The sequence below is a fragment of the Alistipes sp. UBA1686 genome, from assembly GCF_002320215.1.
GTDB lineage: Bacteria > Bacteroidota > Bacteroidia > Bacteroidales > Rikenellaceae > Alistipes > Alistipes onderdonkii.
On sequence record NZ_DCKA01000021.1, the window covers coordinates 165,235 to 179,646 of the forward strand.

Annotated in this window: 12 protein-coding genes; 2 read left to right on the forward strand and 10 right to left on the reverse strand. The window is 60.8% G+C overall.

Annotation, left to right across the window (positions count from 1 at the left end):
• Positions 1–12 precede the first annotated feature (12 nt).
• Positions 13–2,073, reverse strand: a complete 2,061-nt coding sequence (gene htpG / locus B3C38_RS10760) for a molecular chaperone HtpG (RefSeq protein ID WP_141405620.1) — start codon at positions 2,071–2,073, stop codon at positions 13–15.
• Positions 2,074–2,248: 175 nt separating this feature from the next.
• On the opposite strand from htpG, the gene B3C38_RS10765 reads away from it, so the two are divergent.
• Positions 2,249–2,767, forward strand: a complete 519-nt coding sequence (locus tag B3C38_RS10765; protein ID WP_286727065.1) for a nitroreductase family protein — start codon at positions 2,249–2,251, stop codon at positions 2,765–2,767.
• Positions 2,768–3,015: 248 nt separating this feature from the next.
• On the opposite strand, the gene B3C38_RS10770 is transcribed toward B3C38_RS10765, so the two are convergent.
• The 3 genes from B3C38_RS10770 to dnaE are packed head-to-tail and all read right to left on the reverse strand — an operon-like array spanning position 3,016 to position 8,011.
• Complete coding sequence (locus B3C38_RS10770) at positions 3,016–4,008, reverse strand: aldose 1-epimerase (RefSeq protein WP_022331676.1); 993 nt, start codon at positions 4,006–4,008, stop codon at positions 3,016–3,018.
• Position 4,009: 1 nt separating this feature from the next.
• Positions 4,010–4,324: a thioredoxin gene (gene trxA, locus B3C38_RS10775; protein ID WP_018695986.1), complete on the reverse strand. Its 315-nt coding sequence runs from the start codon at positions 4,322–4,324 to the stop codon at positions 4,010–4,012.
• A 30-nt stretch (positions 4,325–4,354) separates the two neighbouring features.
• Positions 4,355–8,011: a DNA polymerase III subunit alpha gene (gene dnaE / locus B3C38_RS10780; RefSeq protein WP_286727066.1), complete on the reverse strand. Its 3,657-nt coding sequence runs from the start codon at positions 8,009–8,011 to the stop codon at positions 4,355–4,357.
• 125 nt (positions 8,012–8,136) lie between these two features.
• Between dnaE and B3C38_RS10785 the strand changes: the two genes are divergently transcribed.
• Positions 8,137–8,346 (forward strand): DUF2007 domain-containing protein, encoded by a 210-nt coding sequence (locus tag B3C38_RS10785; protein WP_055201900.1) that lies wholly within the window; start codon positions 8,137–8,139, stop codon positions 8,344–8,346.
• Positions 8,347–8,520: 174 nt separating this feature from the next.
• On the opposite strand, the gene B3C38_RS10790 is transcribed toward B3C38_RS10785, so the two are convergent.
• From B3C38_RS10790 to hisS, 6 genes are all read right to left on the reverse strand, one after another.
• Complete coding sequence (locus B3C38_RS10790) at positions 8,521–9,246, reverse strand: energy transducer TonB (RefSeq protein WP_286727067.1); 726 nt, start codon at positions 9,244–9,246, stop codon at positions 8,521–8,523.
• A 19-nt stretch (positions 9,247–9,265) separates the two neighbouring features.
• Complete coding sequence (locus tag B3C38_RS10795; RefSeq protein ID WP_286727068.1) at positions 9,266–10,003, reverse strand: shikimate dehydrogenase family protein; 738 nt, start codon at positions 10,001–10,003, stop codon at positions 9,266–9,268.
• 2 nt (positions 10,004–10,005) lie between these two features.
• Positions 10,006–10,947, reverse strand: coding sequence for a DUF368 domain-containing protein (locus B3C38_RS10800; RefSeq protein ID WP_286727069.1), 942 nt, complete (start codon positions 10,945–10,947; stop codon positions 10,006–10,008).
• Between the two features lie 123 nt (positions 10,948–11,070).
• Entirely contained in the window at positions 11,071–11,385 is a 315-nt protein-coding gene (locus B3C38_RS10805; protein ID WP_276655254.1) for a DUF3276 family protein, read from the reverse strand.
• A 75-nt stretch (positions 11,386–11,460) separates the two neighbouring features.
• Positions 11,461–13,038 (reverse strand): S41 family peptidase, encoded by a 1,578-nt coding sequence (locus B3C38_RS10810; protein WP_055201906.1) that lies wholly within the window; start codon positions 13,036–13,038, stop codon positions 11,461–11,463.
• Positions 13,039–13,065: 27 nt separating this feature from the next.
• Positions 13,066–14,412, reverse strand: a complete 1,347-nt coding sequence (hisS, locus tag B3C38_RS10815) for a histidine--tRNA ligase (RefSeq protein ID WP_278498990.1) — start codon at positions 14,410–14,412, stop codon at positions 13,066–13,068.

Genomic DNA, 14,412 nt, shown 5'->3' on the forward strand with positions numbered 1-14,412 from the left:
AACCCCTGCCCGTTACTTTTCGATCAGCGAAATCGAGCGCTGGATGAAATCCGTCAGGCTCTTGCCCTTGAGCATGCCGTTCGTGAGCAACGCCAGGTCGATGATCTGCTTCACGAGCCTGTTTTCGCCGCCGATCTCGCGCAGCCGCTCGTTGCGCTCATCGCGCAGCGTGACGACCTTCTTCGACAACTCCTCACGCATGGATTTCTCTTCGGGGGTAAGCTCCTCCTCTTTCTTGCCCTTGGTAACCTCCTCGAAGCGGTTTTCCTCGGCCACGGCCGCGTCGATCTTCTTGGTGATGGACTTCAGCTTGTCGCCGTAAGCCTTCTCGGCATCGGAGAGGATGTCCGCGACGATGGGGTGGTTGCCGTTCACCGCGATGGTGAAGTTGTCGGGCATCTGCCCGTAGAACTGGCTCATGCCCCCGCCGCCCGCTGCGGCCATCTCCTTCATACGGCGCATGAATTCGTTCTGCGTAATCACCACGGGCGCCTCGTCGGGCGACATCGCCTCGAACGAAATGTTGTAGTGTATCTTGTCGTCCTTGGGCATCTGGCTTTCGAAGACCGGGCGCAACAACTCCTGCTGCGCTTCGGTGAGCGACATCCTGATGTTGTCCTCCTTCTGGATGAGCTTGTCGATCACGTCGCTGTCCACACGCACGAAACGCGTCTCCTTGTTTTTCGACTCGTACCAGTTGACGTAGTGGTTGTCCAGCTGACCGTCCATCAGCAGCACGTCGTAGCCCTTGCCCCTGGCGGCTTCGAGGAACGTGTGTTTTTCCACGGGGTCGTCCACATAGAGCAGCACGACGGTCTTGTTCTTGTCGGTCTGGTTCTCCTTTACCTTTTCGAGGTACTCCTTGGGCGTGAAATACTTGCCCTCGACATTCTTCCAGAGCATGAAATCCTGCGCCTTCTCGGCGAATTTCTCGTCGGTGAGGATGCCGTACTGGATGAAAATCTTCAGGTCGTCCCATTTCGACTCGTAATCCGGGCGCATCGTGTTGAACAGCTCCTGCAGCCGGTCTGCGACCTTGCGGGTGATGTAATTCGAGATCTTCTTCACGTTGGCATCGCTCTGCAGGTAGCTCCGCGACACGTTCAGCGGAATGTCCGGCGAGTCGATCACGCCGTGCAGCAGCGTCAGGTATTCGGGCACGATGCCTTCGACCTGGTCGGTGACGTAGACCTGGTTCGAGTAGAGCTGTATCTTGTTCTTCTGTATCTCGAAGTTGTTGTGTATCTTCGGGAAATAGAGGATACCCGTCAGGTGGAACGGGTAGTCGATGTTCAGGTGGATCGAGAACAGCGGTTCGTCGCTCATGGGGTAGAGCTCGTGGTAGAACTCCTTGTATTGCTCCTCGGTAATGTCGGCCGGCTTGCGCGTCCACAGCGGGTCGACGTTGTTGATGACGTTGTCCTTGTCCGTGTCGACGTACTTGCCGTCCTTCCACTCCTTGACCTTGCCGAACGCAATCGGGATCGGCAGGAAACGGCAGTACTTGCGCAGCAGCCCTTCGACCTTCGAATCCTCGGCATATTCGAGCGCATCCTCCGACAGGTGCAGGACGATGGTCGTACCGCGGTCATGCGCCTCGTCGGTCTCCTCCATTTCGAATTCGGGCGTCCCGGTGCAGCTCCAGCGCACGGTCTTGGCACCCTCCTTCCAGGATTTCGTAATGATCTCCACCTTGTCGGCCACCATGAACGACGAGTAGAACCCTAGTCCGAAATGCCCGATGATCGCCTGGTTCTTATACTTCTCCATGAACTCTTCGGCCCCCGAGAAAGCGATCTGGTTGATGTATTTGTCGACCTCTTCGGCCGTCATGCCGATGCCGCGGTCGGTTACGGTCAGCGTTTTGGCATCCTTGTCCGCCGAAACGCGGATCGTCAGGTCGCCCAAGTCGCCCTTCATTTCGCCGATCGACGAGAGGGTCTTCAGTTTTTGGGTTGCGTCGACTGCATTGGAGATCAGCTCGCGCAGGAAAATCTCATGATCCGAATAAAGGAATTTTTTGATTACGGGGAATATATTCTCCGTCGTTACTCCGATTTTTCCGTTTTTCATAGTTTATCGTTGTATTTTGATTCGATTCGTCTCTGTCTTGTTTCAACAAACCGTGTGCCAGCCCCCGATTCCTGCCAAACTGTCAGTTGCGCATGACAGGGTATGCCGAAAAAAAGTTGCCGCAGCGAGAGTTTTGCCTTATATTTGTATGGCGAATTCAAACACACGACCAACTATGGATTTCCTCTCGTTAGCCAAGAAACGGTATGCCTGCCGTAAATATACGGCCCAAAAGGTCGAACAGGCAAAACTCGACACGATCCTCGAAGCCGGCCGCGTGGCTCCCACGGGCGCCAACCGCCAGCCTCAGCGGCTCATCGTCGTGCGTTCCGAAGAAGGCATGGCACGCCTGGCACGCTGCACGCGCGATTTCGGGGCGCCCTGCGCCATCATCGTATGCGCCGATACCGGCCAGACCTGGGAGCGGAAATACGACGGCAAGGTGATCGGCGACATCGACGCTTCGATCGTCACCGACCACATGATGCTTTGCGCCGCGTCGCTGGGGCTCGACACGCTGTGGATCTGCATGTTCAAACCCGAAGCCGTACGCGCGGAATTCAACCTGCCGGAGCATGTCGAACCGGTGAATATCCTGCTCGTGGGCTACGGCGCCGGCATCCCGGCCGACCCCGGCCGCCATGAGCTGCTGCGCAAGCCGCTGTCGGAGACGGTCGTCGAAGAACGATTCTGAGACCTTGCCCCGCTAAAAACAATCCGGGAGAACGCAGCCGGGGTGCTGCGGCAATGCCCGGCGGCCGTCCGCTCGTCCGTCGAGCCGGAGGCTGCCCGCGTCCCGCCCCCATGAACCGGATCGGCTCCGAATTCATCCATGCCGGCATCCGACACCCCGATAATCCCCGAAAAACGGGCGCCGCAAGGTTCATACCGACCTGCGGCGCCCGTTTTCATCGGACACGGTTCCGGATTCCGGAACAACAACTATTTGGCGTACAACCGGAATTTCATGCTCCACGTGCCGCCCGTGGCGATCGACCGGAAACCTTCGGCTTCGGGGTCGGGCATGTTCGGGGCGTTGGTCGTCCACGACTGCGGCTCGGGGCAACAGTAGGGCACCTTGCCGCCGTTGTTCCAGATCGTCCAGCAGGTCGTCTGTCCGTCGACCTCGTAGCAGGTGCGTACACCCGTGCGCAGGTTCTCGACCAACGCGCCGCGGAACGGCTTGCCGTCCACCTCGATCTCGCGCACTGTGAAAGCCGCCTCGATCGGATCGCAGTCCGTTACCTGCAACCCCGCACCGCGCAGTCGGGCAAACTTCTCCGACAACGGCAACTTGCGGCCCGTCGGGATGTTACGTTCGCTCAGCTCAACCCGTTCTCCAACCGCCGCACGCATCACGTAATCGCCTGCCGCACCTCCGGCGAAGGGAATCCGCATCGGTGTATGGAACCCCACGCCGACGGGCATCGGCTCCTTGCTGCGGTTGGCGAACATCACCTCCTGTTCCAGCCCCCGGGCCGTGAGGCGGTATACGATCTTGCACTTGAACTCGTGCGGGAAATCGCGGAATATCGCATCGTTCCCCGCATTCGAATAGTAGCGGCATTCGACCAGCACCTCGTCCGCGGTTTCCCACGCCTTCGACACGGCGAAAGGCTGGCTCTTGAGAATACCGTGGTGATAGTGGCCTCCTTTCGCGTCGGTGATCGGGAAGCGGTAGGTGCGCCCGTCGAACGTGTATTGCCCGTCTGCAATGCGGTTGGGCGGGAAGAGGATCGGCAGTCCGAACACATGCGGGCGCCGCCGGAACTCTTCGACCTCATCCCCGGCGGGTGCACGCAGGATTTCGATACCGCGCCGCGTGTCGGCCAGCCGCACGAGGTTGGCGCCCATGTCCGGAACCAGCAGGGCCGCGTAGTCCCCTTTCGAAAACTCCACGGCCCGCATTCCATGCCACGCTATGCTGCGCAGCATCTTAGAGCAGCTTTTCGATCTTGGCGACCAGCGCATCCTTCGATGCGGCGCCGACCTGCTTGTCCACCAGTTCCCCGCCCTTGAGGAAGATAATGGTGGGGATGTTGCGCACGCCGTATTTCGCCGTGATCTCATCGTTCTCCTCCACGTCGCACTTGGCGATCAGAACGCGGCCCTCATACTCGGTGGCGAGCTCGTCCACGATGGGGGCTACCATGCGGCAGGGACCGCACCATTCGGCCCAGAAGTCGATGACGACGGGCAGCTCTGACGAAAGTACTTCCTGAAAATTCTCCTTTGTGATTGCTAAAGCCATAATTACAAGGTTTTTAATTGTTTGTATAGTTTATGCGATCGAATACTTTATGTCGTTGTCCTCCAAATATCCTACCAGCGACTGCGTGAGGCTGACCTTGTAGCTCTTCGAGAAGAGGCTCAGCGAGACATGCGCGTCGCGGTCGTAGACATTGACCCGGAACAGGGTTTCGCCCCGAGCTTCGCGGACACGTTCCGACAGGTCGCGGATCAGCTCCTGCGTCACCTCCTGCACGGGCAGCTGCACGTGCATCTCCTTGATCATCGTGTCGCGCATCTCCGAGAGCTGCACCATCGAGATGATCTTGAATTCCAGCTCCTTGTCGTTATAGGGCTTGGGCTGCACGCGGCCGCGGATAAAGAGGAAATAGTCCGCGAAGAGGTATTTGCGGAAATTCTCGTAGTCCTTGCCGAACAGCGCGAATTCGTGCGTGCCGTTGTAATCCTCCAGCACGAACTTGCCCCACGGCTTGCCGGTTTTGGTCATCAGGTTCTGCACGCTCACGACCATGCCCGCCACGGCGATCTCCTGCCCCTTGAAAGGTTCGAGGTTCTCCAGCTCCGTGAGCTGGGTCTTGCACATGTGGTTGATGATGACCTTATAGTCGTCCAGCGGGTGTGCCGACAGGTAAAGGCCGATCATCTCGCGCTCCTTGGCAAGGGTCTCCAGCTGCGTCCAGTCGGCGCACGCCGGCAACACGGGGCGCTGGATGTCCACCTGCCCGCCGCCTCCGAAAAGGCTCTGCTGGGCGTTGTTCTTCTCGGCCTGGAAACGCTGTCCGTAACGCATCAGCTGTTCGATGAAGGTAATGCCCGTATTGTCGCGTGCATCCGCCCCGAAGAACTTGCCCCGATGGAAGCCCGATATCGAATCGAACCCGCCGGCATAAGCCAGGTTTTCGAAGCATTTGCGGTTCACGGCCGTGAAATTCACCCGTTCCATCAGGTCGTATATGTCCTTGAAGCGGCCGTTGGCGTTGCGTTCGGCGATGATGCTCTCCACGGCGGCTTCGCCGACACCCTTCACGGCCCCCAGCCCGAAACGCACGTCGCCGGACTTGTTCGACGAGAAGGTGCGCATCGACTCGTTGATGTCGGGCCCCAGCACCCGGATGCCCATGCGCTTGCACTCGTTCATGTAGAGCGTCAGCTGCTTGATGTCCGCCAGGTTTCGGCTCAGCAGCGCCGCCATGAACTCCGAAGGGTAGTGCGCCTTCAGGTAACCGGTTTGGTATGCCACGTAGGCGTAGCAGGTCGAGTGCGACTTGTTGAAGGCATAGGATGCGAACGCCTCCCAGTCGCCCCATATCTTGTCGCAGATCTTCTCGTCGTGCCCGCGCTCCTTACAGCCGTTGATGAACTTGGGCTTCATCTTGTCCAGCACGTCGCGCTTCTTCTTACCCATGGCCTTACGCAGCGTATCGGCCTCGCCGCCCGTGAACCCGGCGAGCTTCTGCGACAGCAACATGACCTGCTCCTGGTAGACCGTGATGCCGTAGGTGTCGCTCAGGTACTCCTCCATGTCGGCGATCTCGTAGGTCACCGGCTCCTGCCCGTGCTTGCGGGCGATGAAATTGGGGATGTACTCCATCGGGCCCGGACGGTAGAGGGCGTTCATGGCGATCAGGTCTTCGAAACGGTTGGGCTTGAGGTTGCGCAGGTGCTTCTTCATGCCCGGGGACTCGAACTGGAACAGGCCGGTGGTATCGCCGCGGGCAAAGACCTCGTATGTCGGGGCGTCGTCCAGCGGGATGTCGTCGATGGCCACGTCCACGCCGTGCACCGCCTTGACATTCTCCACGGCGTCCTTGATGATCGACAGCGTACGCAGCCCCAGGAAGTCCATCTTGATCAGGCCGACGCTCTCGACCTCCTTGCCCTCGAATTCCACCACGTTCAGCTCGGCGTCCTTGGCAATGGCCATCGGCGCGAAGTTCTCCAAATCGTCCTGGCCGATAATCACGCCGCAGGCATGCACGCCCGTCTGGCGGATCGAGCCTTCGAGCTTCTCGGCGTATTTGAGCGTATTGCGTATCAGCTGGTTGGGCGACTCGCGCTCGGCGGCCAGTTCGGGGGATTCCTTGTATACGAAATCGAACGGCGTCTCGCCGTGTTTCTTGTCGGGCGTAACCTTGTCGGGCACCAGTTTCGACAGGCGGTCGCTCTCCGAGAGGGCGAGCTTCTGCACGCGGGCAACGTCCTTGATGGCCATCTTGGGCGCCATGGTGCCGAACGTCACGATCTGGGCGACGCGCTTCTGGCCGTATTTCTGCACGCAGTAGCGCAGCACGTCGGCGCGGCCGTCCTCATCGAAGTCGACGTCGACATCGGGCAGCGAGATACGCTCGGGGTTGAGGAAACGCTCGAACAGCAGGTCGTATTTCAGCGGGTCGATATTGGTGATTTTCAGACAGTAGGCAACCACCGAGCCGGCGGCCGAACCACGGCCGGGGCCCACCGAGACCCCCATTTCGCGGGCGGCGCGGATGTAGTCCCACACGATCAGGAAGTAGCCCGGGAAACCCATCCACTCGATCGTATCCAGCTCGTATTTGAGCCGTTGCTCGACCTTCTCGTCCAGCACCTCGCCGTAACGACGGTGCGCGCCCTTGTAGGTGAGGTCTACGAGGTAGCAATATTGCTTGGCGACCATCAGCCTGTCCGACAGCTCCTTGTCATGGGCGACGAGCCGCTCCAGCTCTTCGACCGACGCACAGGCGCCGATCCTGGCCAGCAACTCCGCGTCCTCGATCTTCTTGACGAAGGATTCGCGGAGCTCCGCGAGGTCGATCTTGAAATCCTCCGGCGGCGGGAAGTTCGGCATCAGAGGGGCGTGCGTGAGCTTGTAATCCTCGCATTTGGCAGCGATCTCGAGCGTCGTGGCCAGTGCCTCGGGGTGGTCGGGGAACAGCGCGGCCATCTCCTCGGGTGATTTGAGGTACTCCTGGAACGTGTAACGCATACGGTTCGGGTCGTCCAGGTCGCGCCCCGTATTGAGGCATATCAGGTGGTCGTGCGCCACGGCATCCTCCGCGAGGATGAAGTGCACGTCGTTGGAGCAGATGTACTTCACGCCGAACTTGGCGGCCAGCTCCAGCAGCGCCTTGTTCACCCGCAACTGGTTCTCGTAGACATCCGCATCCTTCTGCGGGTCGCCCGAGGGATGCAGCTGCAATTCGAGGTAATAGTCGTCGCCGAAGACCCCCTTGAACCACTGCACCACGCGCTCGGCCTCCTTCATGTCGTTGTGCATGATGGCCTGGGGCACCTCGCCGCCCAGACATGCCGAGCAGCAGATCAGCCCTTCGTGGTACTGTTCGAGCAGTTGCTTGTCGATGCGCGGTTTGTAATAGAACCCCTCGGTAAACGAGTAGGAGACCATCTTGCAGAGGTTGTGGTAGCCTTCGAGGTTCTTGGCCAGCAGGATCAGGTGGTCGCCGGCCTTCTCGTCCTTGTCCTTCTCGAAACGGTTTTTCACCACGTAGACCTCACAGCCGAGGATCGGCTTCACCCCGGCGTCCGTAGCGGTGTCGTGGAAATTCTTGACACCGTACATGTTGCCGTGATCGGTGATGGCGATGGCATTCATCCCCAATGCTTTGGCGCGTTTGATGAGCGGCTTGATGGCCGCGGCGCCGTCGAGGATCGAATATTGGGTATGTACGTGCAGATGGACGAATTCAGGCATGGTCGTAACTCTTCAAATTTATCGCACAACAAAGATAGGGATATTTCCGCAGAATTCGTGGCAGGGCTCTTGCATTTTATCAACAAAATTCCTAACTTTAGATATCCAACAAAAACCGAGAGATTATGCAAGACGAAACCATGGTTGTATTGGCGGAATACAACACCATCACAGAAGCCGAGATCGCTAAATCCATGCTCGACAGCGCAGGGATCTGGTCGATGATCCGCAACGAATATATGTCGGCCATTTACCCCATAGGCACCATGCCCGCACAGGTCGTCGTGCGTCCCGAGGACGTCGAGAAGGCCAGGGCGATGCTGCAACACAGATAAAAACGGCGCCGCCCGTCCTGCGCCAGGCAGGCTGCCGGCGGCAGCGGAGGGCTGTTCGGAACGGCGCGTACCGGCATCGCGTCCGGGAAGGCCATGCATCGAAAAGGGTGTACGTGCAGGTTGCACGTACACCCTTTTCGATTTTACGCGGCACGCAGTCCGGTGCCGCACGGGTCAGGTGAAGTTGATCCGGTATTCGTAGGCCGTCCGCTGCGGCACGCCGCGCACGCGGCGGGGCACCCAATGGCCTTTGCTGGCCCGGATGACGCGGATAACCTCCCTGGCGAGTTTCTCGTCGGGCGACGAGAGCACCTCGCCGATCGTGACCTTCCCGTCCGGTTCGATGTAGAAACGCACATGCACCAGCCCGGCCACGCCACGCGCGGCGAACCGCTCGTCGTAACGCAGCCGCACCCGCGCCCACGCATGGAAGGTCTCGTCGGGGTCGCCGCCCATGAACAGCAACGGGTCGGCCTCCTGCCGCTTGGCGATCTTCTCCACAGGAAGGCGCATCGTCAGCCGCCAGGTATAACTTACGGGCAGCCCGTCTTTCCGGGCCGGCGTCCACGCTTCGAGGTGCCCCAGCGCTTCGGTCACGAGCTGCTTCGTACGCTCCGTCGCGGGCTCGGCATCGCATTTGTCGCGCCCCTGGCAGGTGTTGTCCAGGAAACGCCATCCGGCCACCCGTCCCGCCGTGTCGACCGTAAAGGCGACCACGACCTGCGGCGAAAGCTCCGACGCCGGGATTTGCTTCTCTATCGCCAATTTCTCCGCTTCGCCCATCAGCCTTGCCATGAAGCGTTTGGCATCGGCGCCCTGGAAACGGGGCGGCTGGGTCTGCTGCGCCGCGGCACCGCACCACAGGGCCAGTGCCGCCAATAAGATCGCTGTACGTTTCATATGCCCTTCGTTTTAAGGTTTATTCGTTCCATATCCGCCACGAAGCCTCGGCCTGCCGGCGGAACATCACCTCGCCGTTGAGTATGCGCGCCCCGCGCTGGCGCCCCAGGTCGAGGAACCGGGTCAGGGGCGGGTTGTATACCAGGTCGAGCAGGTAGTGCCCGGGCGTAAGATAGCCGTAGGGGATTCGCGGCGCGGCATCGACGGCGGGGTAGGTTCCCACGGGCGATGCGTTGACTATGAGGCGGCTCTGCTCCACGGCCTCGCACGGCAGGTTGTCGTAGGTATAGTTGCCCTTTGCGGCGTCGCGCGACACGAGGTCGAACGGGATGCCCCGCTCGGCGAGCACATATTGCACAGCCTGCGATGCCCCGCCCGTACCCAGTACGAGGGCATGCGAGGGCTGTTCGCCCCCGAGCAGGCAGTCGAAGGCGGCCCGCAGGCCGATGACATCGGTATTGTGTCCCACGAGGCGTCCGCCCGCCGTACGGCGCACGCAGTTCACGGCGCCGACCAGCCGCGCATCGTGCGACAGGTCGTCGAGCAGCGCCATGACCTCGCGTTTGTAGGGGATCGTGACGTTGAAGCCGCACAGGTCGGGAGTCTCCGCCAGCAGACGCTCCAGCACCCCGATTTCGGGCAGTTCGTAGAGGGAATAGGTGCAGTCGGCAATCCCCTCGCGTTCGAATTTCGCCGCGAAATAGGCTGCCGAGGCGGAGTGCCCCAGCGGCCGGCCGATAAGTCCGAAACGCCGCATGGCTATTCCTCCCGTTTTTTTACGACGATGCGCGCCGCGAGTTCGATGCAGTAAATCGCCAGGAATCCCACGATGCAGAGTACGATGGCCTCCGCGAGCAGTGCATCCTGCTGCGTGAGGGCCTCGAAACGGCCGGGCGCGACGTTGCTTTCGACGAGCGGCATGATCTTGCCGTGGCTGTCGGTGTAGGTTTCGACGACCTCTTTCCACGGCCACACCTTGTTGAGCGAGCCGACCATGAAACCCATCAGCACCGCCACCGTCACGTCATGCCAGTGCTTGAGCAGCCACGACAGCAGGTGCGAAAAGCTGATGATGCCCGCCACGGCGCCCACGACGAAGATCACGATGACCGGGATATTCAGGTCGCCCACGGCCTGCATGATGAACTGGTACTTGCCCAGCAAGAGCAGGATGAAGGCGCCCGAAATGCCGGGCAGGATCATGGCGCAGATAGCGATGGCGCCCGACAGCATGATGAACCACCACGTGTCGGGGGTCTCGGTCGGCGTGGCGATGGTGATCCACCATGCGGCGGCCGCGCCGACCAGGCATGCGGCGACAGTCCGGACGTTCCAGTGCCCGATCTGCCTGGCCACGAGCAGCGCCGAGGCGACGATCAGCCCGAAGAAGAACGACCAGATGGCGATCGGATGGTGCGTGAGCAGGTAGGTCATCAGCCGCGCCAGCGAGAAGATGGCGATCCCGATCCCGATCAGCACGGGCAAAAGGAAACGGCCGTTGACGTGGCGCCAGAACTCCTTCAGACGCAATGTGCCGAGCAGCCGCACGGCGGTGCCGTTCACGCTCTTGATCGACTCGATCAGCTCCTCGTAGATACCCGAAATAAAGGCGATCGTTCCTCCCGAGACCCCGGGAACCACATCGGCCATGCCCATGGCGCAGCCCTTCGCTGCAAGCAGCAGGTATTGTGTAAATTTCATAGCATCGGTATTTAGCCCACAAATATAGCGAAATTGCGGGAATCTGCTAAACGAAGGTGCACGATTAGGGGAAATTCCATAATCGTGCACCTGTTTTCTGCCGGGGGATTCCGCCGTCGGCCGTCATCCTTCCGCGGGTTCGGGCTTGCGCTCGAAAAATTCGGGCTTGCTGCGGCGGATGAAATCGACGGCCTCGGACAGCCCTTCGGAGAATTTGGCGAAATCCTCCTTGTAGAGGAAGATCTTGTGCCGGTCGTACGAGAAACTCCCGTCGGGGTTCTGCATCTTGCGGCTCTCGGTGATCGTCAGGAAATAGTCGTTGCCGCGCGTGGCACGCACATCGAAGAAATAAGTGCGGCGGCCGGCTTTCACGGCTTTGGAAAGAATCTGGTCTCCATATTCTTCCGCATCCCGGCGGGATGGTTGGTGAGGGGTCATGGGGCAGTAGGTTTGGGTTATTTTCGGTTGAACGAATATAAGCAAAATAAACGTGCAATCCAAAAAAATCCCCTCCTAATCTTCCGGCGCCAGCAGGGATTCCCCCTTGTGCTCCCAATCGGCGAGTATCTCCACGGCGCGGCGGTAGGCCTCGTTCTGCGCCGGGTTCATCACCCGGTAGAATGCTGCCGTATCGAAAAGCCGCTGTGCCACGAGCGCCTTGAGCTGTATGCGCATCAGCGGCGCCGAGGCTGCGAAGCCCCCTTCGTCGAACGCCACGCCGCGCTGTCCGCCCAGCCCGGTAAGCCCTTCGAGCATCGCGTCGCCGGCCTCGAACCCCTTGTCGAACGCCTCGAACGCGGGGTAGGCCTTCTCCAGTGCGGCACGCTCCCGATCCATATAGGAAATGACGTATTCGTTGACCACGCCGCGGCGGATCAGGTTGGCATAGTAGGCCGAGAACCCGGCCGTATCGGCTCCGACCAGGACGTCGGGGCGGATGCCGCCCCCGCCGTAGACCGTGCGCCCCGTACGCAGGGTGCGGTACTCCGGCGCCCCGGCATCGAGCGAATCGCGCATCGGGTCGTCATAGCGGCGCAGGTGGTCGAGGTAGTATTCGCGGCGCTTGCCCTTCTCGTAGGGCCGCTGGATGACGCGCCCCGAAGGGGTGTGGTAACGGGCTACGGTGATGCGCACGGCCGAGCCGTCCCCCAGCCCGATCTGGCGCTGCACCAGCCCCTTGCCGAAACTCGGGCGGCCGACGACGATGCCCCGATCCCAATCCTGCACGGCACCGGCGACGATCTCGCTCGCCGAAGCCGAATTTTCGTCGATCAGCACCACCAGCCTTCCCTCGAGGTCGTCGCCGTTGACCGGCGCGCTGAACGACATGGGCGGCACGGCACGCCCCTCGGTCGAGACGATCAGGGCACCGCGCGGCAGGAAGAAACCGGCCATCTCGACCGCCTGGTCGAGCAGCCCGCCGCCGTTCCCGCGCAGGTCGAGGATCAGCGCCCCGGGTTTCCCGAGCTTGCGGTACGCCTCGCGGAACTCGGGCATCGTCGTGCGGCCGAAGCGGTTGACCTTGATGTATCCCACGCCGTCGGCAGCCATGTAGGCGGCATCCACGGTGTTGAGCGGAATCTTGTCCCGCACGATCACGAAGTGGAGCGGTTCCGGTTCACCCTGGCGCACGACGTCGATCTCGACCTTCGTGCCGGTCTTGCCGCGCAGGTACTTGGGGACGTCCGTCTGCTTGAAACCCACGGCATCCAGCGTGTCTATGCGCACGATACGGTCGTTGGGCTGCACCCCGACGCGCTCGGCCGGGCCCCCGACGATCGTATTGACCACGATGACCGTGTCGCGCAGGATGTTGAATTCGACGCCGATGCCGCTGAACTCCCCTTCGAAGCTCTCCTGCACGCCTTTCATCTCGTCGGCCCCGATATAGGCCGAATGGGGGTCGAGCTCTTCGAGCATCCCGCTAATGGCACTCTCGACCAGCGGCTGCATGTCCACCTCGTCGACGTACAACCCGTCCAGGTAACGGTAAACCTGCGTCAGCTTCTGCAACTGCCGCACAGCCCCGGCATCCTGCGCCGCAAGAGGCAGGACGAAGAGAGCCGATATAAATGCAAAAAGCTTTCGCATAGTTTGTTCTGTCGTTTATTTAAATCCTTATTTAAAATACGCCGTCAGCTCGCCGAACGGCACCTGCCGCTGCTCGCCCGAGCGCATGTCCTTCACCGTGGCGGCCTTCGCCTCCAGCTCCTGCGAGCCGACGATCACCACGTAGGGGATACCCCGGCGGTTGGCATACTCCATCTGCTTCTTCATCTTGCCGCAGTCGGGGTAAATCTCGGCGGCGACGCCCGCATCGCGCAGCTCACGGAGCAACCCGAGCGCCGCGGCCTGCTCCTCCTGCCCGAGGTTGGTGAAGAACACCCGCGTCGAGAAGTTGACCTCCTCGGGGAAGAGCCCCAGCCCCGCCATTACGTCGTAGATCCGGTCTGCGCCGAACGAAATGCCCACGCCCGACATGTCGGGCATGCCGAAGATGCCGGTCAGGTCGTCATAGCGTCCGCCGCCGCAGATCGAGCCGATGGCGAAGTCGAGCGCCTTGACCTCGAAGATCGCCCCCGTATAGTAGTTCAATCCGCGTGCCAGCGAGAGGTCGAGCTCCACGTCGAGCCCGATCCCCAGACGCTCCACATAGCCCAAGACGGTTTCCATCTCCTCGATGCCTTTCAGTCCGGTTTCGGAAACAGCCAGCACCTCACGCAATTTCATGAGTTTTTGCGCATTGTCGCCGCTCAGTTCGAGTATCGGTTGCAGTTTGTCGACCGCCTCCCGGCTCAATCCGCGCTCCAGCAGCTCGGCCTTCACGTTGTCCAGCCCGATCTTTTCGAGCTTGTCGATGGCGATGGTGATGTCCATCATCATGTCGGCATGGCCGATCGCCTCGGCGATGCCGAACAGGATTTTGCGGTTGTTCATCTTCAGCGCCACGCGGATGCCCAGCGCCCGGAACACGCGCTCGACGATTTCGACCAGTTCGACCTCGCACAGCAGCGAGCGGGTGCCGATCACGTCGACGTCGCACTGGTAGAATTCGCGGTAACGGCCTTTCTGCGGCCGGTCGGCGCGCCATACGGGCTGGATCTGGTAGCGCTTGAAGGGAAACGTCAGTTCGCCCTGGTGCTGTACGACATAGCGCGCGAACGGCACCGTGAGGTCGTAACGGAGCCCCTTCTCGCAGATTTTCGACGCCTGCCGCACCTCATCGCCGGACAGGCCGGCGGCGTAGTCGCCCGAATTGAGTATCTTGAAGAGGAGCTTGTCGCCCTCGTCGCCGTATTTGCCCAGCAGGGTCGAAAGGTTCTCCATCGAGGGGGTTTCGAGCGGCGCGAAGCCGTAGGTGCGGAACACGCCCCGGATCGTATCGAAAATATACTGGCGGCGCATCATCTCCGCCGGGGAGAAGTCGCGCGTACCCTTGGGTATGGACGGTTTTTGTTGAGCCAT